Source organism: Granulicella sp. dw_53 (assembly GCF_018449545.1).
In the GTDB taxonomy this organism is placed as follows: domain Bacteria; phylum Acidobacteriota; class Terriglobia; order Terriglobales; family Acidobacteriaceae; genus Edaphobacter.
In genome coordinates this window covers 242,590-269,553 of record NZ_JAAVUR010000003.1, presented here as the reverse complement: position 1 = coordinate 269,553, position 26,964 = coordinate 242,590, and the positions used below count along the sequence as shown (strand labels likewise).

Annotated in this window: 23 protein-coding genes; 7 read left to right on the top strand and 16 right to left on the bottom strand. The window is 59.5% G+C overall.

Annotated elements, in window-relative coordinates; translation table 11 throughout:
* Nucleotides 1–26 precede the first annotated feature (26 nt).
* Nucleotides 27–713: a hypothetical protein gene (locus HB393_RS06355; RefSeq protein WP_213804318.1), complete on the top strand. Its 687-nt coding sequence runs from the start codon at nt 27–29 to the stop codon at nt 711–713.
* Between the two features lie 76 nt (nt 714–789).
* On the opposite strand, the gene HB393_RS06350 is transcribed toward HB393_RS06355, so the two are convergent.
* Nucleotides 790–1,611: an alpha/beta hydrolase gene (locus tag HB393_RS06350; RefSeq protein ID WP_213804317.1), complete on the bottom strand. Its 822-nt coding sequence runs from the start codon at nt 1,609–1,611 to the stop codon at nt 790–792.
* Nucleotides 1,612–1,733: 122 nt separating this feature from the next.
* On the opposite strand from HB393_RS06350, the gene HB393_RS06345 reads away from it, so the two are divergent.
* Nucleotides 1,734–2,768 carry a GlxA family transcriptional regulator gene (locus HB393_RS06345; protein ID WP_213804316.1) on the top strand — a complete coding sequence of 345 codons (1,035 nt, stop codon included), beginning with the start codon at nt 1,734–1,736 and terminating at the stop codon, nt 2,766–2,768.
* Nucleotides 2,769–2,898: 130 nt separating this feature from the next.
* Here the strand turns inward: HB393_RS06345 and HB393_RS06340 are convergent, their stop codons facing one another.
* Both HB393_RS06340 and HB393_RS06335 read right to left on the bottom strand, forming a co-directional pair.
* Nucleotides 2,899–3,603 carry a PEP-CTERM sorting domain-containing protein gene (locus HB393_RS06340; protein ID WP_345945074.1) on the bottom strand — a complete coding sequence of 235 codons (705 nt, stop codon included), beginning with the start codon at nt 3,601–3,603 and terminating at the stop codon, nt 2,899–2,901.
* 249 nt (nt 3,604–3,852) lie between these two features.
* Complete coding sequence (locus tag HB393_RS06335; RefSeq protein WP_213804314.1) at nt 3,853–4,809, bottom strand: AraC family transcriptional regulator; 957 nt, start codon at nt 4,807–4,809, stop codon at nt 3,853–3,855.
* A gap of 156 nt (nt 4,810–4,965) precedes the next feature.
* On the opposite strand from HB393_RS06335, the gene HB393_RS06330 reads away from it, so the two are divergent.
* Nucleotides 4,966–5,994, top strand: coding sequence for an aldehyde reductase (locus tag HB393_RS06330; protein WP_213804313.1), 1,029 nt, complete (start codon nt 4,966–4,968; stop codon nt 5,992–5,994).
* Between the two features lie 27 nt (nt 5,995–6,021).
* On the opposite strand, the gene HB393_RS06325 is transcribed toward HB393_RS06330, so the two are convergent.
* Nucleotides 6,022–6,462: a MarR family transcriptional regulator gene (locus HB393_RS06325; RefSeq protein WP_255550855.1), complete on the bottom strand. Its 441-nt coding sequence runs from the start codon at nt 6,460–6,462 to the stop codon at nt 6,022–6,024.
* 63 nt (nt 6,463–6,525) lie between these two features.
* On the opposite strand from HB393_RS06325, the gene HB393_RS06320 reads away from it, so the two are divergent.
* A complete protein-coding gene (locus tag HB393_RS06320; RefSeq protein WP_213804312.1) occupies nt 6,526–7,257 on the top strand; it encodes an SDR family NAD(P)-dependent oxidoreductase in 732 nt (243 codons plus the stop codon).
* A gap of 19 nt (nt 7,258–7,276) precedes the next feature.
* Here HB393_RS06320 and HB393_RS06315 read toward each other — a convergent pair whose 3' ends face one another.
* A complete protein-coding gene (locus tag HB393_RS06315; protein WP_213804311.1) occupies nt 7,277–8,590 on the bottom strand; it encodes an MFS transporter in 1,314 nt (437 codons plus the stop codon).
* Between the two features lie 181 nt (nt 8,591–8,771).
* On the opposite strand from HB393_RS06315, the gene HB393_RS06310 reads away from it, so the two are divergent.
* Nucleotides 8,772–11,243: an Orn/Lys/Arg decarboxylase N-terminal domain-containing protein gene (locus HB393_RS06310; protein ID WP_213804310.1), complete on the top strand. Its 2,472-nt coding sequence runs from the start codon at nt 8,772–8,774 to the stop codon at nt 11,241–11,243.
* Between the two features lie 6 nt (nt 11,244–11,249).
* Here the strand turns inward: HB393_RS06310 and HB393_RS06305 are convergent, their stop codons facing one another.
* Nucleotides 11,250–11,981 carry a polysaccharide deacetylase family protein gene (locus tag HB393_RS06305; protein WP_213804309.1) on the bottom strand — a complete coding sequence of 244 codons (732 nt, stop codon included), beginning with the start codon at nt 11,979–11,981 and terminating at the stop codon, nt 11,250–11,252.
* A gap of 928 nt (nt 11,982–12,909) precedes the next feature.
* Here HB393_RS06305 and HB393_RS25625 point away from each other — a divergent pair.
* Nucleotides 12,910–13,698, top strand: a complete 789-nt coding sequence (locus tag HB393_RS25625; protein WP_213804308.1) for an AraC family transcriptional regulator — start codon at nt 12,910–12,912, stop codon at nt 13,696–13,698.
* A 465-nt stretch (nt 13,699–14,163) separates the two neighbouring features.
* A complete protein-coding gene (locus HB393_RS06295; protein WP_213804307.1) occupies nt 14,164–14,643 on the top strand; it encodes an AraC family transcriptional regulator in 480 nt (159 codons plus the stop codon).
* 118 nt (nt 14,644–14,761) lie between these two features.
* On the opposite strand, the gene HB393_RS06290 is transcribed toward HB393_RS06295, so the two are convergent.
* The 10 genes from HB393_RS06290 to HB393_RS06245 form a co-directional block, all read right to left on the bottom strand.
* Nucleotides 14,762–15,676 carry an alpha/beta hydrolase gene (locus HB393_RS06290; protein ID WP_213804306.1) on the bottom strand — a complete coding sequence of 305 codons (915 nt, stop codon included), beginning with the start codon at nt 15,674–15,676 and terminating at the stop codon, nt 14,762–14,764.
* A 331-nt stretch (nt 15,677–16,007) separates the two neighbouring features.
* Nucleotides 16,008–17,171 (bottom strand): cyclopropane fatty acyl phospholipid synthase, encoded by a 1,164-nt coding sequence (gene cfa / locus HB393_RS06285; RefSeq protein ID WP_213804305.1) that lies wholly within the window; start codon nt 17,169–17,171, stop codon nt 16,008–16,010.
* A 190-nt stretch (nt 17,172–17,361) separates the two neighbouring features.
* Complete coding sequence (locus tag HB393_RS06280; RefSeq protein ID WP_213804304.1) at nt 17,362–18,960, bottom strand: EAL domain-containing protein; 1,599 nt, start codon at nt 18,958–18,960, stop codon at nt 17,362–17,364.
* A gap of 374 nt (nt 18,961–19,334) precedes the next feature.
* The gene (locus HB393_RS06275; protein ID WP_213804303.1) at nt 19,335–20,105 is read right to left on the bottom strand and encodes a CAP domain-containing protein; all 771 of its coding nucleotides are present in this window, start codon (nt 20,103–20,105) and stop codon (nt 19,335–19,337) included.
* Nucleotides 20,106–20,312: 207 nt separating this feature from the next.
* Nucleotides 20,313–21,554, bottom strand: a complete 1,242-nt coding sequence (locus HB393_RS06270) for a carboxypeptidase-like regulatory domain-containing protein (protein ID WP_213804302.1) — start codon at nt 21,552–21,554, stop codon at nt 20,313–20,315.
* Between the two features lie 98 nt (nt 21,555–21,652).
* On the bottom strand, nt 21,653–22,138 hold the full coding sequence (locus HB393_RS06265) for a peroxiredoxin (RefSeq protein ID WP_213804301.1): 486 nt from the start codon (nt 22,136–22,138) through the stop codon (nt 21,653–21,655).
* Nucleotides 22,139–22,181: 43 nt separating this feature from the next.
* Nucleotides 22,182–23,399: a cysteine desulfurase family protein gene (locus HB393_RS06260; protein ID WP_213804300.1), complete on the bottom strand. Its 1,218-nt coding sequence runs from the start codon at nt 23,397–23,399 to the stop codon at nt 22,182–22,184.
* Between the two features lie 54 nt (nt 23,400–23,453).
* A complete protein-coding gene (locus HB393_RS06255; RefSeq protein ID WP_213804299.1) occupies nt 23,454–24,509 on the bottom strand; it encodes a hypothetical protein in 1,056 nt (351 codons plus the stop codon).
* An 84-nt stretch (nt 24,510–24,593) separates the two neighbouring features.
* The gene (locus HB393_RS06250) at nt 24,594–25,727 is read right to left on the bottom strand and encodes a citrate synthase (RefSeq protein WP_213804298.1); all 1,134 of its coding nucleotides are present in this window, start codon (nt 25,725–25,727) and stop codon (nt 24,594–24,596) included.
* Nucleotides 25,728–25,837: 110 nt separating this feature from the next.
* Nucleotides 25,838–26,887: an FAD-dependent oxidoreductase gene (locus HB393_RS06245; protein WP_213804297.1), complete on the bottom strand. Its 1,050-nt coding sequence runs from the start codon at nt 26,885–26,887 to the stop codon at nt 25,838–25,840.
* Between the last annotated feature and the right edge of the window lie 77 nt (nt 26,888–26,964).

Below are 26,964 nucleotides of genomic sequence, written 5' to 3'. Positions count from 1 at the left end.
AAAGCAAAGATGGGGTTAATTTTTTCATGGCTCTTGATACAACACTGACAATATTTCTTCAGAGTGATCCGTGGTTTGTGCAGCATCCGGTTGCACAGGAGATTTTGGTTCAGGGAAATCATTTGATCAGCTTGAATAAGTCTAGATCGCATAATATCCAGGCGCTTCTTGGAAATATGTGTAGCTATGGAGCGGCGAGGTGGCAATACGAACCCGGTGCTGTGACGTCCGCCGATCAGGTGTTGACGAATCGCAGCAGGGTGACGGATTGTAAGTCGCTGGCGGATATCTTTGTCGGGCTTGTCCAGCACCTTCCACTCGTCATTGGTAACATCCAGGCTCGACATATTGAGCGGCAAGATTATCGGATTGTTACGCAACCGGGTCTTATTACCTTCAACGGAAGGACCGGCAGCCGTCTGCTTGAGGGGCGATGGTGCTTTGGAGATCACTGGGTAGTAGAGATCGACGGGCTTTGCTATGACCCTACTTTCAAGGTGTTTAATTTCTCGTTTGCGAATCCTCCTCATATTGCCTGGTATGCCTTGGATGAGGAGGAAGACGGAGTCTTTACGCGTAGTAAGTGGACCCATGCACATCACCAGACGATTTATATGACGGAGAGAGGGGAGTACACCTTCAACCGTCTGCAAGCTAGAACTGGCAAGAAGGCGGCGGCGATAAGAACGGTTCGCTCTGTGTTCAGGAGATAATGTGGGTGCAGCGAGATGACAACGTATCGACGTCCCTCGATACGTTGTCTTCTCGCACGCCTAGACGTTTTGGAGTTTATGCCCGGATGAATTCGAGCAGGTCTGCGTTGATGATGTCGGCATGCGTGGTTGGCATTCCGTGGGGCAGGCCGGGGTAGGACTTTAGCGTGCCGTGCTTCAAGAGTTTGACTGACCGGGCTCCGGTGGTGAGGAAGGGGCAGATCTGGTCGTCCTCTCCGTGCATGACCAGAACGGGGACGTCGATGGCCTTGAGGTCGTCGAAGAACTCGGTCTCGGAGAGGGCTTTGATGCAGTCGTACTGAGCGCGGATGCCGCCGGCCATGCCTTGACGCCACCAGTTCTCTCGAATGCCCTCGGAGACTGTCGCGCCTGGACGGTTGAAGCCGTAGAAGGGCATCGTTATGTCCTTGTAGAACTGGGAGCGATGGTTGGCGGTGCCGTCACGAAGGCCGTCGACGACTGCCTTGGGGACGCCGTCGGGGTTCTTCTCGGACACCATAAAGGTGGGCGGAATGGCGCTGATGAGGACTGCTTTCTTTACGCGTCCGTTGCCGTGCTGTGCGACGTAGCGGGTTACTTCGCCGCCTCCGGTCGAGTGTCCGATGTGGATGACGTCTCGGAGATCGAGGGCCTGGACGAGCTCGGCGACGTCGGCGGCGTAAGTGTCCATGTCGTTGCCGGTGGCGGTCTGTGTGGAACGGCCGTGGCCGCGGCGGTCATGGGCGATCACGCGGTAGCCCTGGTTCATGAAAAACATCATCTGGGCGTCCCAGTCGTCGGCAGAGAGTGGCCAGCCGTGGTGGAAGAAGAGGGGTTGGCCTACGCCCCAGTCCTTGTAGAAGATCTGCGTGCCGTCTTTCACGGTTATGCTCTTCATTCGATATTCCCTTTCAGTCTCGATTTGGTATGGGCACAAACGAAAGTTTCGTTTGGGCAGAGGAATAGCCGGCGTCCGTCCGCTAAACTGGGACCCCATCAGTAAAGCGGGAAAGGTGCAATATGGCCAGAGACATAACTGACAAACGCAAGGGCAACTCTGCCAGTCTTCCGCTTCCGAGAACGATCAGGATCGGCATCCTGCTTTATTCAGGAGCGAAGCTTGCGGCGGTCCTCGGCCTGACCGATCTCTTCGAGGTTGCGAATCGCTTCAGTAAGGAACAAGGGGGCGAGTATCCAAAGGAGCTGCAGATCAGCCATTGGGGGGCGAATCGGGAGACTGCGCAGCTTGAGTGTGTCTTCGAGACGCATCCTGATGGGAGAGGGCGGCCTGACTGTCTGATTCTGCCTCCTACGTTGGAGATCGAGGCGCCGACAGAGATCACGGCCAGTCTGCTGGAGTGGGCGGGAGTGCAGCATGATGCTGGCGCGATCCTTTGTTCGATATGCGGCGGCGCGTTTCTGCTGGCTCATATGGGATTGTTGAATGGCAGGTCGGCGACGACGCATTGGAGTTATTCGGAGCTGTTGGCGAGCCGCTTTCCGGAGATCTGTGTTAGCAGCGATGAGTTGATCATCGATCTGGGGGATGTCGTTACGGCGGGGGGAATGATGGCTTGGCTCGACCTGGGGCTGAAGCTGGTGGACCGCTATCTCGGGCCTGTTGTGATGATGAAGACGGCACAATTTTTTCTGATCGATCCGGCAGGTCGGCAGCAGCGGTTCTATGCGAACTTTTCTCCGTCGCTGCATCATGGGGATTCGGCGGTGATGAAGGTTCAGCTCTGGCTGCAGACGCTTACTTCCGAGTCGACGACGATCGATAAGATGGCGGCGAAGGCGAAGCTTGGAGAGAGGACCTTCCTGCGGCGATTTCAAAAGGCGACCGGCCATAGTCCCACTGAGTATGTCCAGCAGTTGAAGGTGCAGAAGGCGCGTGAGCTTCTGGAGTTTACGACGCTTTCTTTGAAAGAGATCTCGTGGAAGGTTGGGTATGAGGATGTTGGGTTCTTTCGAAAGACGTTCCAGAAATTTATCGGTCTGCCGCCGGTAGATTATCGGCGTCGCTTTGGGACCGGGGACAGAATTGCCGGTTAGAAGGAGCCGTGGCCAGGAGGTCTGGCTGTCCACGGTCCATTGAGGATTGAATACTCTTTGTGTAGAGGACTGGTTGATGGCCAGTGAAAAGGGCAACAACCAGTCCGATTTAGGTGGAGGTCTCAGCTCTCTATTTGGCCAATCTTTTGCGAGCGATGCCGGAGATTCCAGCCAGACCGCTAACAAGCAGGATGAAGGTGGATGGCTCAGGGGTGATTGCGGTTGTACTCATCTGCATGGCGAATGGGCCTGGGATCGACTTTGTCCAGACTGTTGGAATGCTGCATGCACCGGGCGCAGCTGGGTTGAAATCGCAATACATACCACTTCCCATCACGCCAGTCGGAGTGGATAGGGCTGGAGCGTAGTTCCAAGCAAAATTGGCTAAGTGGCCGCCCGTACCACTCGCGCCAGCCAATCCCAAGTAATAGGTTCCTGCACTTAACGAAATATTCAGGTTCGCGAAGTCCAGAATCTCCGTGGTGTAGTCCCCCTGGTTAGGGTCGACCGGACTGATTTGATAGACGAAGTTGCCCGTGGCCACACCGGTGTTGTCCAAGGGATCTACACCTATGCCCATTGTGAATGTGCCGTCAGTCGGGGAACTTTTAATCGGCCCGCTGACGACGATTTTGATGTCGGTGATAACCGCAGCCGACAGCAGAGTGAATTGTTGAGCCAGGAGAGAACAGTTGGAACTCGACGGACAGAAACTAGTTCCTGATTCGGCGTAATTGGAAAGGTCTGACCCAACCACAATGGTATCTGCGTAAGCACGGTGAGCAGACAGTAGAGTCGGCGTGGTGAGGGCGAGGACGACAAGGCGGAATATCATTTTGTACAAGAAGAACCTCCAAGATGCAGTGCTGTTCATCCTGGTTGGCATTTGTCGTAGAGTCAACGAAAAATGGGCTTCTCCGACTTAATAAGTAGGCAAATAGATGCACTTAGTTTTTGGGATTTCTGAACTAAGGCCATACTGTACGCGGATGTGCAGTTACGCTTCAATCCTGCTGACATGTCGCTATGATTCTCGCGCCGAATATTTGTGAGGCGAGCGGATCCTGCTACCAGTTGTCTGGTGCTACTGGAGAGAATTTGTGGCCGGTTGTTTGGCGTCTCTGTACCGTCTTGGGGCGGAACCTTTGACGCGTTTGAATGCGTTGCTGAAGGCGCTCTCGGAGGTATAGCCGAGGGTTTGTGCGAGGGAGGAGATCGAAGTCTTTCCTTCGTGCAAGGCGCGTTCGGCGAGGCGCATTCTCCAGTTGAGCAGATACGTCAGGGGCGGGACGCCAGTTACCAGCTTGAAGCGTACGGCGAAGGCGGTGCGCGACATCGCGGCTGCCTTGGCGAGATCTTCCAGGTGCCAGGAGCGGCCAGGATCGCCGTGCATCAGGCGGAGGGCAGGGGCGAGGTGCGGATCGCCGAGCGCGCGCAGCCAACCTGGAGACAATGGACCCGATGTCTTCAGGTGCGCACGCAAGATTTGGATGAAGAGGAGCTGGGCGAGTTGCGCCGATGCGAGGCTCGCTCCCGGCAGGTCGGAGGTCTGCTCGTTGACGAGTTCGTCGAGGAGCCATCGGAAGCTTGCTGCCTGCGGCGATGACGCCTGGACGTGAATCCATGGCGGCAGAGCGTCCGCCAGCAACCGTCCGCTTACGGGGTCGAGCAGAATGTGACCGCCGATTTGCGTGAAGTCCTCGCCTTCGCCAATTTTTGCAAACTTGCTGCCGTTGCCGGTGAACGGCAAGCTCATTGCTTCTACCGGAGTGACCGATAGGTCGCTGGCGAGTACGAAGGACCGCTTGGCCGCGAGGAGACCCACGTCTCCTGTTTCGGCGTGGATCGGCTTCTCTTCGCCGTCGATGGCGACCCAGCAGTGGCCCTTCACGACTGCAAAGAACTTGATCTTGTCCGGCGCTGGGAAGCGAACCGCCCAAGGGCCTCCGGCTGTGAAACCTCCGGTGACTAGAGATTCGGTCTTCGTGAGCTTCAGGATATCGGCGAACGGATCGTTGGCCATGTTTGTACTATCGCGCAAGTTGAATGTACTTGCAAGCATTCAAAGTTCAGCATTCGAGGCCTATGGTGAGTGAGGTACGGGGCTTTTCCGGATCGGAAACACGCTGGAAGAACGCCCTGCCGATTGGATTCGCTATCTACTCCCGGCTTGGTCAGCGGGAGATCAGGAGAAGATATGAAGGACGAACTGGTACTTGTTACGGGTGGATCAGGTTTTATTGCGACACACTGCATCCTCCAACTTTTGAACGCCGGCTATCGTGTACGAACGACCGTCCGATCGCTTACGCGAGAGCCTGAAGTTCGAGCGATGCTCAAGGAGGGTGGTGTGCGGCCAGGGCACGATCTGTCTTTTGTGGCCGCTGATTTGTCCGCGGATGCCGGCTGGCCGGATGCTGTCGCGGGATGCAGCTATGTGCTGCACGGAGCTTCGCCTACTCCCTCGGGCGACCAGACCCGTGAGGAGGAGTGGGTTCGACCCGCTGTCGATGGTGTGTTGCGTGTGCTGCGCGCCTCCCGCGATGCAGGCGTCAAGCGCGTCGTGCTGACCTCCGCCTTCGGAGCGGTCGGTATGGGGCACAAGCCGCAGACCAGGCCGTTCAACGAGACGGACTGGACTGACTTGAGCGGTGAGGTGGCCTACTACCAGCGATCGAAGACGCTGTCGGAGCGTGCAGCCTGGGAGTTCATCGCCAAGGAAGGGCAGGGTCTCGAGCTCTCTGCGGTCAATCCTGTGGCCGTCTTTGGTCCGGTGCTGGGAGCGGACTATTCGCACTCCGTACGGTTGATTCAGCGTCTGATGGACGGCCTGCCCGGATGCCCCAAGATTAACTCCGGCTTCGTCGATGTGCGCGACGTCGCCGACCTGCACCTGCGCGCCATGACGAATCCAGCGGCGAAGGGGGAGCGCTTTCTCGCGATCTCGGGAGAGAGCATGTGGATGATCGATGTCGCGAAGGTATTGAAGCGCCGGATGGGAGCGGTGGCCAAAAGAGTACCCACCAAAGAGTTTCCCAACTGGCTGATACGCATGGCCGCATTGCGCGACCCGGCGATGAAGACCCTCGTGCCTATCCTTGGCATCATGATGAATGCCACGAGTGAAAAGGCCACGCGACTGCTGGGATGGAAGCCGCGATCGAATGAAGAGGCCATCGTCGCCACTGCGGAAAGTCTTCTGCGGCTGGGACTGTTGAAGGCGTAGCTCCTCCGAGCTGTACCTGAACGATGGCTACTCGTCTTCGCCGAGGATGTTACTGACGCGCACGATGGTTTCGATCTGTTCGGCGTTGAGGCGGGAGAGTAGATTGCGCCTGACGGACTCAGCGTGAACTGGTCGTGCAGCATCGAGTTTCTTCTGGCCGTGTTTGGTCAGGACGACGAGGACGACGCGCTTGTCGGCTTCGCGACGCTCGATGAGCTCTCTCTCCTGCATGCGTGTGAGCTGGTGGGAGAGCCGGCTCTTGTCCCAGCCCATCATCTCGGCGAGCCGCTGTTGACGCATCTCGCCTTTGCCGAGATCGGCGAGCCGGGACAAGACCCCGAAGTCGGGCCCGGAGAGGCCGGTTGCGTCTGAGATATCGCGCCCGACGCGGACCATGACGTCTTCGCCCATCAGTTTGAAGGCGTGCCAGACGCGGAGTTCGTGAGGGGAGAGGAGCTTGGTCGACATCGTTAGAAGAAGGCTATCAGGAATAGGTTGACATGACAACCTGGCGAGGGTATTGTGGTTGACATGACAACCATAGCCGGTAAGAGGATCGCACTTGTAACGGGAGCAAACAAAGGTATCGGTAAAGAGATTGTTCGCGGCCTGGCGCGAGATGGATTGATCGTCTATCTCGGCGCACGCGATGCGGTGCGGGGAAGAGCGGCGGAGGCGGAGCTGCGGGCTGATGGAGACGTCCGCTTTGTGGCCCTGGATGTGACGGATGCTGCGTCAGTCCGTGCGGCGGCGGAGGCGATTGAATCCGCCGCAGGCAGGCTGGATGTGCTGGTGAACAATGCGGGCATCAGTTCGGCTCCTGGGTCGCGCTTTCGCACTCCCGTGGAGGAGAGTGCGGAGAACATACGGGCGGTGTATGAGACGAATGTCTTTGCTGTGGTTACGGTAACGAATACGTTTATGCCGCTGTTGCTGCGGTCGGATGCGGGCCGCATCGTGAATGTGACCAGCAAGCGGGGATCGATTGGAGAAGAAGGGGCTTGGGTGGGACGGCCTTACATGGCCTACTCGACCTCGAAGACGGCTCTCAATGCGCTTACGGCTCACTACGCCCGCAGCCTGGCGGAGACGTCTATCAAGGTGAACGGTGCGGCTCCGGGGCATGTTGCCACAGACTTCAACGGGTTTCGCGGAACACGCACGCCGGAGGAGGGTGCGGCGGTGGCGATCCAATTGGCGCAGTTGGATTGTGATGGACCGACGGGGCTGGTGTTTGAAGACGATGTGCGGTTGCGGTGGTGAGTGTTCGGCTTGGTTGGGCTTAGGCGGGCGCAGTTTCGGCTTTGGGCTCCATCCAGAGCTTGCCCGCGGCCATGAGGATGAGGAGCAGGACGGCGCAGAGGGCGAAGACCTGGCGGACGCCGATGTGCTGGGTGAGGATTCCGGAGAGGACCAGGCCGGAGATCTGTGCGGCGAAGACGATGGACATGAAGGTGGAGCCGACGCGGCCGATGAGCTCGGGCGGGGTGGCCTGCTGGAAGAGGGTTTGGGCGGGGACGATGATTGCGGCGACGGAGAACCCGACGATGAGGTTGCCGAGCATGGTCGACCAGACGTGGGGCAGCAGGGTGAGGATGATGAGTCCGATGGCGATGCCGCAGAGGCCAGAGTAGACGAGCAGGGTGTTGCTGAGCCTCTTTCCCAGGATGTTGAGGCCGTTGATGCCGATCAGCATGCCGAGGCCGATCATGGCGGAGGCCAGGCCGAAGACGCTGTTGGAGGCGTGGAGGGAGTCGCGCACGTAGACGGCGATGAGCGGGCCGAAGCAGCCGATGACGAACATTCCGGCGGCCATGGCCAGGATCACGAAGAGAAGAGCGGCGTGGTGGATGATGAAGTCGATGCCCTGCTTCATGTCCAGCCAGATCTTGCCCAGGGCTGAGCCGCCGGGTTCTGCGGGCTTAGGCGGGCTTTTGGGGGATGCGGCCTTCTTGATGAAGGGGATAGAGATGATGAGCAGCGCGGAGCCCAGGAAGCTGACGGAGTCGAGGAGGTAACAGCTATTGGCTCCGAAGGTGGAGACCATCAGGGCTGCGACCGCCGGGCCGACGATGCGCATTCCGAAGAGGACCTGCGTCATGAGGGCGTTGGCGGAGCGCAGGCCGTGGAGGGGCACGGCGGAGCGAATGGCGACTCCCTGGGCGGGGTTGAAGAAGCTGGAGACGATGGAGATCGCAGCGAGGATGGCGTAGTAGTGCCAGATCTGCGTGGCGAAGAGGAGCAACAGAACGAGGCCGGCGCGGATGGAGTCGCTGGAGACCATGGTGGTCTTGACTGGCCAGCGGTCTACGAAGACTCCAGCCATGACGCCGAGGCCGGCGATGGGGAGCATGTAGGCGATCTGGACGCCAGTGATCTGCTGGGCGGTGGCGTGAAGTTTGAAGGTAAGGATGCCGATGACGGCGAAGAGGGCCAGGAAGTCTCCGAAGACGGAGACGATCTGCGCGTACCAGAGGCGGCGCAGAAGGGGGATGCGCAGGACCTCGCCCATGCCAAGAGGCTCGGGTGGGGCGGGCGTCGACGCAGCGGCATCGAGGATCAGCGGCTCTTCTTCGGGCGCTGGAGCTGGATTCATAGGGGTTCCATCCCATGCTACGTCAGTCTGACCCAAGGTCAAGAGGTAAGTTGCAGCCCGCTGGGGGAAAGGTCGGACCTGCCTTCGACTGACGCGGTTGTGCAGATATTTGCGCTATTGACGCAGACGACATATTTGAGGGTTTTTGCACTGTAAGATTAGCAAAGAAGTGAGAGGTGTAATGAACGAAGGGCACTGGGTTTTATTGATTGCAAGTGAGGTGGGTGGGACGGATTCCGTATCGGACCGGGCCATGGAGCGATTGGTAGATGCAATTGGCAAAGAAGGGTATGAGGTGGTGCGTACCTCGACTCCGGAGGACGGGCTTTCGCTGGTGACGTCGGACCCGTCGCATAGCGCGATTCTGCTGGACTGGGACCTCGAAGGGGCGAACCAGTTCGACGAGAGAGCGGCGCTGAAGATCATCCGCGCGGTGCGCCGGCGGAACAAGAAGGTTCCGATCTTCCTGATCGCGGATAGGACGCTGGTTAGCGAGCTTCCGCTGGAGGTGGTGAAGCAGGTGCATGAGTACATCCACCTGTTCGGCGATACTCCGGCGTTTATCGCAAGCCGCGTGGACTTTGCCGTGGAGCGGTATAACGAGCAGTTGCTTCCTCCTTACTTCAAGGAGCTGAAGCGGTACAACGACCAAGGTGCTTACTCGTGGGACGCTCCGGGACACATGGGCGGAGTTGCGTTTCTGAAGCATCCGATCGGGATGGAGTTTCACCGGTTCTTCGGTGAGAACATCATGCGCTCGGACTTGGGTATCTCGACCTCGCCACTGGGCTCGTGGCTGGATCACGTTGGGCCTCCGGGAGAGTCGGAGCGGAATGCGGCTCGTATCTTCGGAGCCGATTGGACCTTCTACGTGCTGGGCGGATCGTCGACGTCGAACCAGATCGTTGGGCATGGCGTGATCGGACAGGACGACATTGTTCTGGCGGATGCGAACTGCCATAAGTCGATCTGTCACTCGCTCACCGTGACTGGCGCGAGACCGGTGTATCTGACGCCGACGCGCAATGGATACGGGATGATCGGGCTGGTGCCGCTGAAGCGGTTCAGTCCGGAGTCGATCCAGGAGCTGATCAAGAACAGTCCTTTCTCGGCGAAGGCGTTGTCGCAGATTCCTACGTATGCTGCGGTGACGAACTCCACTTACGATGGGCTCTGTTACGACGTGAACAAGGTGGTGACGGAGCTGGCGAAGTCTGTTCCGCGTATCCACTTCGACGAGGCCTGGTATGCGTATGCCAAGTTCCACCATATCTATCGCGGGCGGTTCGCGATGGATGTGCCGGACGAGATGCCGGATCGTCCGCAGTTGTTCGCGGTACAGTCGACGCACAAGATGCTGGCTGCGTTCTCGATGGCTTCGATGGTGCATATCAAGCTGAGTCCGCGTGCTCCGCTGGACTTCGACCAGTTCAATGAGTCGTTCATGATGCATGGGACGACTTCGCCTTTCTATCCGCTGATTGCTTCGCTGGACGTTGCTGCTGCGATGATGGACGAACCAGCTGGTCCGACGTTGATGGACGAGACGATTCAGGATGCGATCAGCTTCCGTAAGGCGATGTCTTCGGTTGCGCATCGGCTGCGTGCGGCTGAGGTCGGCGGCGACGGATGGTTCTTCCGGCTGTTTCAGCCAGATCAGGTGACTGATCCGGTGGACGGGAAGACGTATCTCTTCGAGGAGGCTCCGGACGATCTGCTGGCGGAGAACTCGAGTTGCTGGACGCTGAAGCAGGGCGAAGATTGGCATGGCTTCCACGATGAGGACATCGCGGATGATTACTGCATGCTGGATCCGACCAAGGTTACGATTCTGACTCCGGGAGTGAACGCTCAGGGCGTGGTTGGGCCTTCGGGAATTCCTGGGGCGATTCTGACCGAGTTCCTGGATGCGCGGCGCGTGGAGATCGCTCGAACGGGCGATTACACGGTTCTGGTGTTGTTCTCGGTCGGAACCTCCAAGGGCAAATGGGGATCGCTGCTGGAGAATCTGTTCGAGTTCAAGCGACTGTACGACACCGAGGCGACGTTGCATGAGGCTTTGCCGGATCTGGTGGCGAAGTATCCAGCTCGCTATCGCAATGTGACGTTGCGCGAGCTTAGCGACGAGATGCATGCTGCGATGATCGAGCTGAACCTTGTAAGCCTTGTGGAAGAGGCTTGCGAGGTCGATCCAGAGCAGGTTCTGACTCCAGCGGAGACTTATCAGAAGCTGCTGCGGAACGGAACGGAGAAGGTTAAATTCTCCGAGATGGCGAATCGCATCACTGGCGTGATGCTGGTGCCGTATCCTCCGGGGATTCCGCTGAGCATGCCGGGCGAGCGGCTGGGTGCTATCGATAGCCCAGTGATGCGGCTGATCCTGGCGTTCGAGGAGTTCGGCAAGCGGTTTCCAGGATTCGAGCGCGAGGTTCACGGGATCGAGGTGGACGCGCAGGGCGACTACTGGATGCGCAGCGTGATCGAGGCTCCGAATGGGTCGCGACGCAACGGTAAGTCCAAGCAGCCACCGAGCTCTGCACCTCCGGTGAAGCGGAAGCGCAAGGTTGCGGCTCCAGCAGTCGTCGCGGGTGACGTTCCTCCGGTCGATGATCCGAATGTGGATCCTGAGGCGAACCAGGAGCGGACGAGGTAGGTTCGCTTATTCGGTTGCGGCTAGCCAGTCCAGTGGTGTTACGAACTCTGTGCTGGTGGAGCGGCAGAGTTGGAGCAGGCTTGCGGTCGCCTCGACGGTGGGGAGTCGAGGCTGACCGAGGCCTTGGTCTCCTCCGTCGTGGAGGACGATGTTCGAGGCCTTTCCGCGGCGGCGATTGCGGCCAATTCCGCGTTCCAGGCGGTTGAGGAGCTCTGCTGGCGTGGTTGGCTTCCAGTCGGAGACGATGATGTTCCATTGCACCGTCGTCAGATTGAGTTCGCGAGCGGCGCGGAGGACGTAGGGGCGGCGAGCTCCGTGGGGCGGGCGGAAGAGGCGGACGGCGGTTCCGAGGGTGTCTTCCAAGGCGGCGTTGCAGTCGGCCAGCTCCTGGTGGATGCGTGCGGCGGATTGCCAGGGCAGCCACGGGTGGGTCATGGTGTGGTTGCCGATGACGTGTCCGGCTGCGGCCACGGCGCGGGCGATCTGAGGGCGCTGGCGGACGAAGGAGCCGATCATGAAGAAGGTGGCTCGGACGTTCTCGCGGGCGAGGACTTCGAGGAGGCGCTCGGTGGCGATGTCGTTCGGGCCGTCGTCGTAGGTGAGGGCGACTTGCCTCGGTCGCCTTGGGGCTACAAGGACCTTCCCGAAGAGCTGGGACTGAGGCCACAAGGCCGCGTAGGCGCAGGCTCCAGAGGCGGTGAGGAGAGAGGCCGCGGCGATGGTGGTGATGGGCTGCACTGCGTTCTCCTTTTCTCGGGGAGGGGCACCCCCCTTGCCTGCGTGTAAGCCGTTTCTTAACAGCGGGTTGCGGCTTTGGACCGCCGCTAAAATATTGCAACCAAGTGGGTTGCGTCCAAATAAGACTAAACAAACGGGTTACGGCTTTCAGGCTCCGCTCTTTGGCACGCCTAACTTAGTTGTTTGTCTAGTTCTATTTTAGAAGGTCGAACCTAACTAAAGTGCCACTTTACTTAGAGATATTTTGTGCCTGTAAGAGGCTTTTGTTGAATGGTTTGCAAGATGGTGGCGCCTCGTAAGTGCTTTATGGGGGCTTGACAGGAAAGTAAAAGGCATCGGGAGGGATGGCCGAGACATCCATGTCTTCGCATAGGTTTGCGACCGCTGTTCTTAGGCCGATTGTGCAAAGAACGCTTTTTTGCATAAGACGCCGCCCGTGCGGAGTCCTTATTGTAAGTTGATGGATCGAAAGATCCTTCGCAGATGTTGCGAACGTGGACGAAGACTGTCCTCCTCCGTGTGAAGCCTGGCTGAGCTACTGCCTGCGAGAGGGTATTACGCAGCGAACGCCACCAAGGTAAGTCTCCATCCTTGACGTGCTGACCCCGTCGATCGTTCCGAGTCAGCCCTCATCCGCCCTGAGTAGAGAATTCCCAACCCTGAAGTTTGAAGAGGATTTTGTTGCTGTAACAGAAGAGAGGTAGTGCTTTTGACTAACAAACAGAGAGATCGCCGTGGACTCTCTTCGAGAGCCACGGCTTTACAAGATCCGAAAGACAAGGGCGGTTCCGGGAGATCCCGGAGTGGGCGAGTGGGGCCTAACATTCTGCCGCCAAGTGTCAGCAACGAAAGTTGGCCTCTTGAATCCGCGGCTTCGCCATTGTCCCTTCTGCATTCGAGCATTCCGTACGGCTGGAACGGCCTTGTTGTGGAACAGTACTTGATGCCAGAGGGGGAGTATCTCGAGACAGTCCTCTACCGTCACGCTCTGTGGCTTTGGAATACCCCTTGTTATGTCGAGTGTTCTCTGCAGGGCCGTTTCACTCCCTGCATCAAATTGCCTGGAACGATCTCGGTTACACCGTTAGGGATTTTTCCCGCGCACTACACGTTCACGTCTTCCACGCGTATCGTCTGTAGCTTTGAACCGGAGTACATCAAGAAGATTCTGTTGGAGGCGGATTACCAGCCAGAACCTTTCGTCCGACGGACGATTCAGGATTCAAAGATGCAACGGCTCATTCTGCTGCTTATGGAGGAGATTGAGAGCGGAGCTCCGTCGGGGAGGTTATATGCGGAGTCGCTCGCCCATGCCCTGGCGGTGCGTTTTATTCTCTCAGGGATTCCGTCTCGTAAGAAGGGGGATCTGTATTCGGGCTCTTCCTTGCCAAAGCATTCGCTTAGACGCGTTCTGGAGTTCATTGACCAGGATGTCTCCGCTGAACTTAGTCTGGAAGCGCTTGCGAACGAGTCGGGTTACAGCCGGGGGCACTTTCTCAGGATGTTCCATCGCGCTACGGGAATGACACCTCATCAGTATGTGATCAAGAAGAGGGTGGACTACGCTATGGCGCTTTTAAAACAGAGAGAGAGTCGTCTCGCCGATATCGCCACAGCGTGTGGTTTCTCCAGCCAAGCTCACCTGACGCGGACGTTCTATGAACATACGGGTGTTACGCCTGGGGAATACCGCCGCGAATCGAGAGAGAAGGCTTAACACCGATTTGCATGGATGACACCGATTTGGACTTGCCTTTTGGTCCGGAGTTAGAGAGGGAATGCTATGACCAACAAACATGAGGGTGTGCCTCTTGAATCTGTAATTTCTTCACCGTCCCTTCTGCATTCGAGCGCTCTGTATGGCTGGAACGGTTTTGTTCTGGAGCAGTACCTAATGCCGGAGGGGGAATATCTCGAGACAGTCCTGGACCGTCACGCTCTGTGGCTTTGGAATACTCCCTGTTATGTCGAGTCTTTTGTGGCTCGTGGCCGTTACATTTCCTGCTCCAAACCGGCTGGAACGATTACGATTACACCGTTAGGGATTTTCCCTGCACACAACACTTTCACGTCTTCCATGCGTGTTGTCTGTAGCTTCAGGCCGGAGTACATCGAGAAGATTCTGCTGGAGGCGGAGCACCAAAGTGAACCTCGCATTCGCTTGAGGATTCAGGATTCAAAGATGCAGCGGATCATCCTGTTGTTGATGGAGGAGGTTGAGAGCGGAGCTCCGTCGGGTAGGTTATATGCCGAGTCCCTTGCTCATGCCCTGGCGGTGCGTTTTGTCCTCTCAGGAGCTTCCTCTCGAAAGAAAGAGGATCTCTATTCTTCGGGCTCTGCTCTTCCAAAGCACGCACTCAGACGTGTTCTGGAGTTCATTGACGAAGACGTCTCCGCTGAACTTAGTCTTGAATCGCTTGCGGACGCGTCGGGTTACAGCCGAGGGCACTTTCTGAGGATGTTCCATCGAGCGACGGGCATCACACCTCATCAATATGTGATCAAGAAGAGGTTGGATCGCGCTATAGCGCTCTTCAAACGAAGAGAACTTTCTCTGGCGTATATCGCTGCAGAGTGCGGTTTCTCCAGCCAAGCTCACCTGACGCGGACTTTCTATGAGCATACGGGGGTTACTCCTGGGGAGTACCGCCGTGCTTTGTGATGGTGGCGGATTGAAGGAAGGCTTAACGCCGATTTGCAAGGATTGCACCGATTTGGTCTTGCCCCTTTGGTTTGGTGTTGTCGTTGGGTTGGTTTTCTTCTCTTGCTGGATGGTGGGTTTAGGAGGTTAGGAAGTTTGCTAGCTCTGTGAAGAACATCTCTGGCTCTTCCATCCAGGGGAAGTGGCCGCTGTTTTCGAAGATGATCATGCGGGAGTCGGGGATTCCTTCGTGGAGGCGGGCGGAGAGTGCTACGGGACAGATGTAGTCGTATCTGCCTACGATGATGAGGGTCTTCGCCGTGATGACGTCCAGGAACTCGGTCTGATCGGTTACGAAGGCCGCGTCGGCCCCGAATTGAGCGGAGAAGGCGTAGGAGGAGATGGGGCCTGCGATTTGTTTCTGGGCCAAGGGCAACGTCTTCTCGGGGCTGCAGAGGAAGAGTGGCAGGACTTGAGCGATGAAGGCTTCGAGGCTCTCATCGGTTGTCGCGGGATTGACCTTTCCGGAGAAGAACTTGGATACGGCTATGACAGCGTCTTCAAAGCGGGGATCGGTGGATCTGTTTTGAAGAATTCTTTGGGTGTCGGCGGCAGCGCTGAGACCGATGACCTGGCTGTCGAGGAGTACGAGTTTGCTTACTCGATCGGTGTAGCGTTCGGCGTAGGAGAGAGCGATGGCGCCGGAGTTAGAGTGGCCTAGGATGCTGATCTCGGAGAGGCCTAGATGGATGCGAAGGGCTTCGAGGTCGTCCGCCATATCGACGGTCCCCATGTGCTTGGAGTCGCTGGGGCGGCCAGAGAGACCACTGCCACGCGTATCGATAAAGACGAGCCGACGGTACTTCGCCAGGGGATGGAAGGCTCGCTGCATGTAGGCGGAGCCTATTCCCCAGCCCGCAGAGACGAGAAAGAGCACGGGGCCCTCTCCGAGGATCCGATAGTGAAGATCGACGCCGTTCAATCGGGCGGTGTGATCTTCCATGGGAGGTAGTTCGGACTTGTCTCGCGGCACGGCTTGTTGTTTCTTCGGCATTAATTTTCTTCTCGATTCTCAGAGCTGAGCTCTAGCTTTCATCGTTGTGGAAACGTCTCATGGCGATCCTCCAAAAGGACCCTGAAAAAGACACGCGCGCGGCTTTCCTATTCCATGAGCGGGCTTACTGCGGCGCAGTTTCAGATCTATCTTTTTGCCGGATTGTTACGGTGTCCGACAGGATTAATCTAGCCTCGAGAGCTGGGATTAGGGAGGGCTGTAAGTGCCAATTTTGAGGGGATTTACGCCATGCGCACTTTGGCGCTCGGAATTGAAGGCTGGGAGGGGCCAGCCTGCTGGTGTGCCGGTTTGAGGCTTGAAGCTTAGGCAGTTATTCGGGTCTGGTGTATCCGCCTCGCACGCCTCGTTTGGAGAGGACGATCTGCCAGAGATGGACGTGGCGAGCTCTGAATACGCCGGCGAGCGAGAGGAGGTAGTACTTCCATTTGCGATAGAAGTCCTCGGGGTAGTTGGCTTCGATCTCCGACCAAGTGCGGTCGAAGTTTCTGAACCACTGCATGAGGGTTCGGTCGTAGTCCGCTCCGAAGTTGTGGAGGTCTTCGATGACGAAGAGACCTTCGATTGCCTTTCCTATCTGGTTTATCGAAGGGACCATTCCGTTGGGGAAGATGTGCTTCATGAGCCAGGGGTCACCGGTGTGGAAGGTCTCTCCGCTGCCCATGGTGTGGAGGAGGAAGAGGCCGTCGTCCTTGAGGCTGCGGGCCGCGGTCTCGAAGTAGGTCCGGTAGTTTTTTTCGCCTACGTGCTCGAACATGCCTAACGAGACGATGTGGTCGTAGGTCTGGTTCAACATGCGGTAGTCCATCAGCTTGAGATCGACGGGAAGGCCGCGGCACAAGGTGTTTCCGAGGGCGATCTGCTTCTTCGAGATGGTGATGCCGTCGACGGCGGCGCCGTAGTTCTCGGCTGCGTACTTTGCGAAGCTTCCCCAGCCGCAGCCTATGTCGAGGATGTGGTCCGATGCTCTTAGACCTATCTTTCTGCAGACGAGGTCGAGCTTGGCCTCTTGAGCCTCATCGAGTGTGCGGGCGTTTTGCCAGTAGGCGCAGGTGTAGACGAGCCGCGAGTCGAGCATGCGGCGGTAGAGATCGTTTCCGACGTCGTAGTGTTGTTCGCCGACCTGCCAGGCGCGGCTGAGGTTTTGAAGATTGAAGAAGCGGGCTTGCAGGATGTTCGCGAGTTCGGCGAAGCTCCATTGGGTGGCCTTGGCGAGGCCTGAGGAGAGAATTCTGTGGAAGAACTGATCGAGCGCTTCGCACTCCCACCAGCCTTCGACGTAGGCTTCGCCGAGCCCTAGGGTGCCTTGCCAAAAGACGCGGTCGTAGAACCTATCGTCGAGGACCCAGGGATCGAAGGGGCGGCCTCCATTGATGGTGATGTCCGCGGATGCGAGCTTCGATTCAACGAACCTTCGGGCGATTCCCGAAGACTGAGTGTGGCGTATCGCAGCGCCGCTACTGGTTGCAGTGCCCATCGGTAGATCTCCTGGGAATACAACAACCCGACGGGGTAAAAATTCGTTTGCCGGGCAGGGGAACATTCTCCTTTCCGCATGTTCCTGCATTCTCCAGATTTAATTATGCCGATGGTGAGAGAGTTTGTGAGTTGTCTATGTGACGAGCGGGTATTTTGCTGCTGGCGGGTCGTCCGTGAGCGACAGGGAGCTATGGCTTGAGGGCGGTCTCTTCGACCTTCTTCTTTGCGTCGATGTTTTCGAGGGTTCCGTACCAGCGGAGGATTTCGCCGGAGGGACTGAAGTGGGGTTTGCCGCGGGAGCGAATCCAGGTCCAGTCTCCGTCGACGTTTCGGATGCGGTACTCGATGTCGATGGGTTTGCCGGTGCGGAGGGCGTCGCGCATGATCTTGACGACGGGTTGGAGGTCGTCTTCGTGAAGGGCTTCGAGCCAGCCTAAGTTGCGGATGCGTTTCTTGTTAACCTCGGTGGTGGTGACCCAGAGGGAGCTGGGCTGGAGGCTGTTGCCGGTGGCGTCCATGATCCAGGGAACCTTGCCGCCTTCCTCTTTTTGCTCCTTCATCTGGCGGAGCTGGCTGTCACTTTCGCGGAGGGCTTGCTCGGTGCGCTTCTTCTCGGTGACGTCGATGACGGCGATGGATACGCCGATGACCTCATCGGCTTCGTCCCAGGCGGGCTGGTAGGAGATGAGGGCGGTTCCGAGCTCGCCGGATTTCGCCTGGCCGCGAGGGAGCTCAACGCCTTCGATGGCTTCGCCTTGGAGGGCGCGCATCAGATAGGGCTCGTAGCTCTCAAAGTTGTTGGGGAGCATCTCCTTGACGGTTTTTCCGAGATGCGCGGCGACGGGAGCGCCGTTGAGGTCGGCGAGGCGCTTGTTGAGGCTGACGTAACGGAGGTCGCAGTCGAGGAAGCAGAGGCCGACGGGAGCTCCGTCGTAGATGGCTTGCAGTTGCGAGAGGCGCTGGGTGGGGAGGGCTTCGAGGCTGGAGACGGCCCATCCGTCGCCGGGTGTGTAGATGGTCGCCGGGGCGGCGCGCTGAGGAGCGGCGATGATGCCGGGGACGTGTTCGGCGGTGACGGGACGGCCGTAGAGCCAGCCCTGACCGAGTTCGCAGCCGAGCCAGAGGAGCATGTCTGCCTGCTCTTCAGTCTCGACGCCTTCGGCGACGGTGGTGCGTCCTAGGCTGTGGGCGAGGCCGATGATGGAGGCGACGATCTTGCGGCTTTCGCGGGTCTTGGTCATGGAGTCGACGAAGCTGCGGTCGATCTTCAACTCGTCGAAGGGAAGAGACTGGAGGTGCCGGAGGCTGGAGTAGCCGGTGCCGAAGTCGTCGAGGGCGAGCTGACAGCCCATGGACTGGAGTTGGCCGGCGATGGCCTTGGCGTGCTCCATGTTGTCGAGGAGGCTGCTCTCGGTGATCTCGACGGTGAGGCGGTTGAGGGGGAAGCCGCCTTTTTCCGCAGCTTCCTGGAGCTGGTTCGGGAGGGTGAGATCGCGGAGCTGCGAGGGGGAGACGTTGACGGCTAAGCGCAGAGGTGCGGGGAGCAGGGTAGCGGAGAGGAATGCTTTCCGCAGGGTCTGCTGCATGAGGATTCCGATGAGGCCGTTCTCTTCGGCCAGGGGGATGAAGTTGGGAGGGAGGATGAGACCGTGATCCGGGTGATGCCAGCGGGCCAGCACCTCGAAGCCGGCGAGATTGCCGGTGCGAAGTTCAACAACAGGCTGAAAGCTGGGGATGAGCTCGTCTCTTTCGATTGCCTGGCGTACGGTGGCAATATCAACTTGCATGGGGCAACTGTAGTCCCTATTTCGGGAGTATGGATGTGGAAGGCGAAATTTTACGAATATTTCGACCCGATTGTCTCCATACGGATCTACGGCTGGGCTTCTGTTGGTTGTGCAACACATTGGGGAAGGCGACGGTAGAGACGGTAGCCGGGGGTGAGGCGGAGGTCTCCAAAGGCTTCGCGCCCTATCGCCGGATCGTAGACATTAACCGTTCTCGAAGCGCCAATGGGGTGTCGTGAGATAGAAGACGACTACGAAAGCTGCGAACCAGAGAACTGCGACGGTCTTGAGGAGATTTGTACGTGAAGAAGACAATTCGAGACAACCCTTTGCTAGGAATGTTCATGCTAAATCGCCGAGATTAATGGCGAGTGTCAGTAGAGCAGGACGGCGATGCGGTAGGTGGTGAAACCTCCTGTGGGGCGGGTGGAGGGGCAGGCGGCGAGCGCGGCGGTGTGAGTGACTGACTTGCCTTGGGAGCGGGGGAGGGAGGAGGCGACGGTTTTGGGGAGGTCGTTGAGGTCCGGTCCTTCCCACTGGAAGATGAGGGTGGGTTGGGTGAGGTAGCCGGTGGTGGTTTGGGAGTTGCAGGCGCGGCGAGCGTCCTGGCGGGCGTCGGCGGAGAGCTCGGGCTGGATGCCGTGGCTGAGGAGGATCTGTTGGGCGCTGGCTTCGACTCCGTTGGGGGTGAGGACGGGGACGTTGCGGCCGAAGTCTTCGACGGCGGAGAGGAGACTGCGGGATTGGACGACGGCGATGCCGACGGTGTTGAGCTGGGGATCGAGGATGTTGGCGCGGTGGACGGGGGAGTTCATCCAGGCGAGCTCGATCTCGGCGGGGCTGTTGCCGTTGCCGGCTACGTTTTCGGAGATGTTGCTGAAGTGGGCTCCGGCCTGGGCGGCGCGGCTGAGGAGGTCGGGTTCGCCGCGGTACTGGTGTTCGGCAGGGCCTGGCTCGCGAGAGATGCGGATGGCGTGTCTTTGGGCGGCGAGTGCGAGGGCGGGGTCCCAGGTGAGGGGGCCGAGGTGGAGGGCTGCGCGGTGTTGGTTAGCTGTCTGGAGGAGGTAGCGCTCGGCTATGGTTTGCTGGGCTGGGGCCGCTGACGTCAAGGCGATGAGGCAGAGGATGGGGAGTGGGCGGTACATGTGGGCCTCGTGCTGGTTGGTTAGACCCATGGCTCAGGGTAAAGTTTGCGGTTCGGTTGTTGTGTAAAGATAGCGGCGTGAAACGAGTAACAGCAAGTGCTATAGCGGGAAGAGGTTAAGTTCCCACCCTTCGCAAAGGCGCGAAGGATGGGGCACCCGGGCGGTATTGGTGAGTCAGAAGGTGGCCCGGCTGAAACGGCTAGGTGATTAGGGGCGGTTTTTGGGGGCGGCCTCGTCTTTGCCGTTGGCGTAGTCGGGGACCTTGGAGGTGACGCCGCGGAGGACGAATTCGCGGACGAGGTTTGCGACTGCGTTGCCGGCGGTGTGGAGGAGGGCGTTGTCTATGGCGAGGCGGGCGCCGCGGTCTTCGTCGGGGCGGTAGAGGTTGGAGATGCCGCCGGCGGCGAAGTTGCCCAGGACGTGGGAGTAGTTGGGCTGCCAGCGTCCGTTGTTTCCTCTGCAGATGAAGGCGGAGCGGATGGCGTAGAAGGCGCGGGAGGGGACGGTGCCGGAGCCGCGATAGAAGTAGCGTGGGTCCTGGCGGAAGAGTGTGGGGAGGATGGCGCTGCCGATGATGCGGCCGATGAAGATGTCGCCGTAGGCTGCTCCGTAGCGCTTGCCGAAGCCTTCTGCTCCGTCGCCGTAGCCTTTGTACTTTCCACGGGCCTGTTCTTCGCCGGCGATGATGCTGGTGGTGGCGAAGGCGATGGGGTCGGTGGTGGAGCGGATGGCGAGTTTGAACTTCTGGCGGGGGGAGAGGGGAGCGGCGTTCCAGATGAAGCTGGTGTAGAAGTTGGGGAAGACGCCGAGGACGCGTTGTTTGATCTCGGCGTTGATCTGCTCTTCGGCGAGCTGTTGCTGGGTGACGGTGACCGTTACGTCGGCGGCGTTGGCGGCTACGGGCAGGGCGATGCTGGGAAGCTCGTGGCGCTCGCCACCGCGGATCTGAATGTCAGAGGTGAGGAGGGTTTCAAGGCCGGGAGAGCTGATCTTGACCTTGTAGGTTCCGGGGGGAACGTTGGTGAAGGTGAAGGAGCCGTCGCTGTCGGAGGTGATGACGCGTTCTTCCAAGCCGGCCTGGGGGATGAGGGTGATGCGGGCGTCGGCTACGAGGCCCTGGCGGATGTCCAAGACGATTCCAGTGATGCTGCCGGTGGGTAGCTGGTCGGTGGATTGGATCGCGGAGCTTCTTCCCGGGGCTTCAGGGAGTACGTTTTGTGCCGTGGGGAGCAAGGGCGTCTGTTCCGCGCGGGTGAGCGCCGGGACGAGAGCCGAGAGGAGCACAGTAAGGGAGAGGAGGGAGAGTTTGAATCGATGGGAAGAGAGCGGTTTCGTAGCGGGCCTCGTTTGCAGGCATGATGTCGAATCACACCCCTTGGTGCGATTGTCTGGCTCGTACGTTGTCGCTGGAATGCTTCGGTTCTCTCCACCAACTTCGGATCGCTTCATATCGCCCCACGGATATGAGCATACCGGACGATATGATCTCCCCGCGATAGCACTACGGTAACTTTCGAGGGAGTGGGGCGTATCGAAGGGTGTAGAAGCTATTTCTTCTTGCTGAGGAGAGCGAGGACCTCTTCGGCGTGGCCGGCTGGAGTTACCTCCTCGAAGGTGTGGATGAGGCGCTGGTGTCCCTGGGCGTCGGCGGGGGCGATGAGATAGGTGGTGCGCTTTACGCCTTTTACGAGCTTTCCGTACATGTTCTTGGGCTTGACGAGGTCGAAGCGGTTGATGAGCTCCATGTCGGGGTCGGCGATGAGGTCGTATGGGAGGCTGTACTTGTCCTGGAACTTCTTCTGATCCTTGACGGTGTCGCGGGAGATGCCGAGGACGGTGATGCCGGATTTCTGAAACTGCTCGAAGGCGTCGCGGAAGCCGCAGGACTCGATGGTGCAGCCGGGGGTGTCGGCGCGGGGATAGAAGAAGAGAACGACGGGAGTGGACTTGTAGTCCGAGAGATGGACGGTCTTGCCGTCCTGATTCTGGAGGGTGAAGTCTTCGATGATGTCGTTGATCTGGGGTGCTGGCATGTTCTTCCTCTGGGGGTAACGGTGAAGATAAGGGGCAGTGCTGCTATGCGGAGGCTAAGGCCGCGGGCTTATTGTAGGTGGGAGACAGCTCGCGGAGATGGGCTACGGCTGCGGGGATCAGGGTGAGGGCGGTGTCGATCTCGGCCTCGGTGGTGAGACGGGAGAGGGAGAGACGGACGCTGGCGCGGGCCCGTGCGGGGCTGAGTCCCATGCTGGTGAGGACGTGGGAGGGTTCGGTGGCTCCGGACTGGCAGGCGCTGCCTCCGCTGATGGAGAGGCCCTTGAGGTCGAGGGCGATGACGAGGGCCTCGGCCTCTACGTGGTCGAAGTAGATGTTGGTGGTGTTGGAGACGCGCGGGGCTCCGGCACCGTTGATGCCGCACTCTTCGATCTGAGCGAGGATGCCTTGTTCGAGGCGGTCGCGGAGATGGGCGAGGTGGGTGGGGCCGTCGGTGGGGGCGTCTTCGGTGAGCCACTGATGGGCGAGCTCGAAGGCTTTGCCGAGGGCGACGATTCCGGCTACGTTCTCGGTTCCCGCGCGGCGCTGGCGCTCGTGGGAGCCGCCGTGGAAGAGCGGAGCGAGGCGGACGCTGCGGCGGACGAAGAGGATTCCGGTGCCCTGGGGGGCGTACATCTTGTGGCCGGAGATGCTGAGGAGGTCTACGTCCTTGAGGTCGCCGTGGGCGGAGAGGTCCATTGCGAGCTTGCCTGCGCCCTGCACGGCGTCGGTGTGGAAGAGGGCTCCGGCGGCGTGGGTGATGGAGGCGAGAGGAGCGATGGGCTGGATGACGCCGGTCTCGTTGTTGGCGAGCATGATGGAGACGAGTTTGGTGTTGGGACGGATGGCGGCGGCGAGGGGGCCGGGATCGACGATGCCCCTGGCGTCGCAGGGGAGGAAGGTGACTTCGACGCCCTGCTTGGCGATGGATTGTGCGGCGTGGAGGATGGCGTGGTGCTCGACGCTGGTGGTGATGAGGTGGAAGGGCCCGGCTCCAGCGGGGCGAGGCTGATTGAGGACGCCGAAGATGGCGAGGTTGTCGCTCTCGGTGCCGCCGGAGGTGAAGACGATCTCGGAGGCGCGGCAGTGGAACGTTTTGGCGATGGACTCGCGGGCGTGGTCGACGGCGGCACGAGCGTACTGGCCTTGCTGATGGATGGAGCTGGCGTTGCCGAAGTGCTCGATCCAGAAGGGCCGCATTGCCTCGAATACAGCGGGTAGGAGAGGCGTCGTGGCGTTGGCGTCCATGTAGATGCGTTGCATTGCTCTATTTTACGCGTTTACGCAGCGGGGGAGGGATTTAGCGTGCAGCGATGGTTAGCGGAAGAGGTCGTCGAGGGGCTCTTCGACTGGCGGAGCGGGGGCACGAAGGACGTAGGTGACTCCGAAGGCGACGGAGTCGATGTGGAGGCGGAGGCTGCGGCTGTAGTAGGTGGAGAGGGAGGTGTGGCGATCGATGGGGACCTCGAGGGAGTTGGTGAGGCCGTTGTCCTCGGTGACGCTGCGGCCGGTGACGATGGTGGCCCGGCCGTTGCGGGAGGGACCGTAGATCTTCTGATCGCCGATGGGCAGATTTTCGTAGGCGTCGGTCTCGAAGAAGATGTTGCGGAGGAGCTCGATGCCGAGACCGAGCTGGTAGTGGGAGATGGGGCCGAGGGAGGTGTAGTTTTTGTTGACGAGGCGATTGACGAGGTAACTGGAGTCGCCGACGCCGAGCTCGATGTTGGGGGTGAGACGACCGAAGGAGCGCTCGAAGTGGTTGGTGAGGTCGAAGGTGCAACGGCCGGTGGTGAGGCCGTAGGCTTCGTCGCCGGTGGGCGCCGTGACCGCGACGTTTGCCTGATAGAGGAGGTGGCGGGGGATGAATTGGGCGTGGAAGCCGAGGACGACGTCTCCGAGCTCGCCGCGCTGGTTGACGAGGAGCTGGCTTCGCCGGGTACGGGTGGAGAGGTTTTCGGCCAGACGATACATGTAGATGGGAAGGGTGGCGTCGATGCTGAAGATGTCGTTGAAGCTGTAGCCGATGGAGGGGGTTGCGAGCGTGGACCAGCCTACGACGGAGTCGTGAATGCCTACTAGGGTGATGCCAGCGTTAAAGCCGTGAAGGAAGGGAAGGCCGGGGGAGTCGACGGCTTCGGCGGATTCCTGCAGGGCGGCGCTTGCGGGCGGCCTTGGTTCAGGGGGCTTTGGGGTGGAGGATTGCTCTGTGTAAGGGGTATCGGCGGTGGTGAGAGGCTGCTCGACAGTGTAGAGCGTGGCCTGGGCTTCCGGGTGCAGGCTGGTTTGAGCCCGCGCATGGCGGGCAGAGCCTATCCCCATCATGGTGAGCAATAAGATGCAGGGGTATGCCAGACGCTGCTGTTGTGATGGCAAACCATGCTCCAGAAAAGTTGGGTAGAGATGAGCATGGCATCTTCGGGGCCAGTTGCCAACTGGTAAAAGAATTCGGGCCGGGGATCAGCGTTGGGCGACGGGGGTGTAGGCGGTGGGGTAGGCAGGTCCAACGTAGTCGGCGCGAGGACGGATGAGGCGGTTGTCGTCGTGCTGCTCGATGACGTGGGCGGCCCAGCCGGAGATGCGGCTGACGGCGAAGATGGGGGTGAAGAGATCGATGTCGATGCCGAGGGTGGTGTAGGTGGAGGCGGAGTAGAAGTCGACGTTGGCGTTGAGCTTCTTTTCTCCCTTTACGAAGTGCTCGATCTTCTGGGACATGTCGAACCACTTGGTGTTGCCTGCGTCCTTGCCGAGGGACTCGGACATGCGGCGGAGGTGCGTGGCGCGGGGATCTTCGGTGTGGTAGACGCGGTGGCCGAAGCCGGAGATCTTTTTCTTCTCGGCGAACATCTGCTTGACGTACTCGACGGGGTCGGCGCCGGCCTTGTCGATGGCGTAGAGGAGGCGCATGGTGGCTTCGTTGGCTCCGCCGTGGAGGGGGCCTTTGAGTGCTCCGATGGCTCCTGTGACTGCGGAGTGAATGTCGGCGAGGGTCGCGGCGATGACGCGGGCGGCGAAGGTGCTGGCGTTGAGCTCGTGGTCTGCGTGGAGGATGAGAGCGACGTCGAAGGCGTGAGTGGCGGTGGCGGAGGGCTTCTCACCGTTGAGCATCCAGAGGAAGTTGGCGGCGTGGGAGAGGGTGGGGTCGGCCTCAACGATGGTCTTGCCCTTGCGGATGCGGTCGAAGAGGGCGACGATCATGGCGATCTGCGAGGTGAGACGGAAGGACTTGCGGACGTTAGCGTCGTGGCTGGAGTCGGCTTCGTCGGCGTCGTAGATGCTGAGCAGGGAGGTGGCGGTGCGCAGGACCTGCATGGGGGTCGCGTCGGCGGGGACGCTGCGGAGGAGGTCGATCACCTTGGGGTGGATGGTGCGGGTGGCGGCGAGCTGGGCGGAGAAGGACGCGAGTTCCTCGGCGGTGGGCAGCTTTCCAAACCAGAGAAGGTAGGTGGTCTCTTCAAAGGTGGAGTGATCGGCGAGCTCGTGAATATCGATGCCACGATAGGAGAGGACGCCTGCGTCACCGTCGATCCAGCAGATGGAAGAGCTGGTAGCGACGATGCCTTCTAGGCCTTTCGGTGCGACAACGCTGGACATAGTTCCTTCTCCAAAGGGTAGAACACGAAGTACATCGTTTATAGCTTAGTGACAAAAGGGTTGTCACGACCGGATGGGCGAATATCGTTCCGTGTGTGCGATGTATGGGCTTATGGAACAGGAAAGTCGCGGGCCGGAGAGAGGGCGGAGAGGTCCAGAGAGAGTGGCTCGTTCGAAAGGAGTTGTGCGATGAGATGAGCGGTTACGGGGGCGAGGAGGATGCCGTTCCGGTAGTGGCCGGTTGCGAGGAGGTGGCGCGGATTGTCTTTTACGGCGCCAAGGAGAGGAAGGCCATCGGGAGTGGTGGGACGGAGGCCAGCCCATGATTCGAGGACGGGAGCTATCGCGAGATCGGGCAGCAGATGCGAGGCGAGGGAGTGGAGTCGAGCGATGTCTGCGGGGTGGACGGTCTTGTCGAAGCCACGATCTTCGAGTGTGGCTCCGATGATGGCTCGTCCAGCGTTTGGACCCTGGGTGCGGGGAACGATGTAAATGCCGGGTGTGCGGAGGACGAGGTCGAGAGGGAGGGTTGGCGGCAAGGCTACTGAGAGGAGTTGACCTTTTCGCGGGACGACGCGGGAGGGAGGTGCGGTGGCGGCCCACGCTCCGGTGCAGTCGATGAAGTGGGAGGCGGTGAAGGTGGTGGTGGGGGTTTCGATTTGGATCGAATTGCCGATGGCGCGGATGTTGATGACGGGGGTGTGAGAGTGGAGGTCGACGGAGGTAGCTTGCACGGCGGCGAGGAGAGCCGTGGCGAGTTGGCGGGGATCGATGCTGTGCTCTTTGATGCGATGAAAGTGATGGTTGCCGAGGATGAGTTGCCGAGGGAGTTCTTCGGGGGTGGCCAAGGGGAGTGACGAAGAGGAGGGTAGCGCTTGGAGGGTGAGGGAGGTCTGGAAGGGGACGGGAAGGCCGGAGAGGGATTCTATCTGCGAGAGATAGGCCGGGTAGAGGGAGAGGCTGAGGTCGGAGATGGATTGAAGTTGCGGCGGGTTCTCGGGATCGTGGGCGGCAAGCATTCCGGCGGCGGCAGTGGAGGCCTGGGCCAAGGGGTCGCCGGACTCGAGTACGGTTACGGTGGCTCCGCGATGGTGAAGTTCGAGCGCAAGGGAGAGTCCGATGATGCCAGCGCCGGCGATGCAGCAGTCAGAGTGAGGCATATAAGAAGTGTAGATCGACGAGGGAGGATATAGTTTGGATTGAACCATTGGGACGCCGTGTGCTGCGATGTGATGGT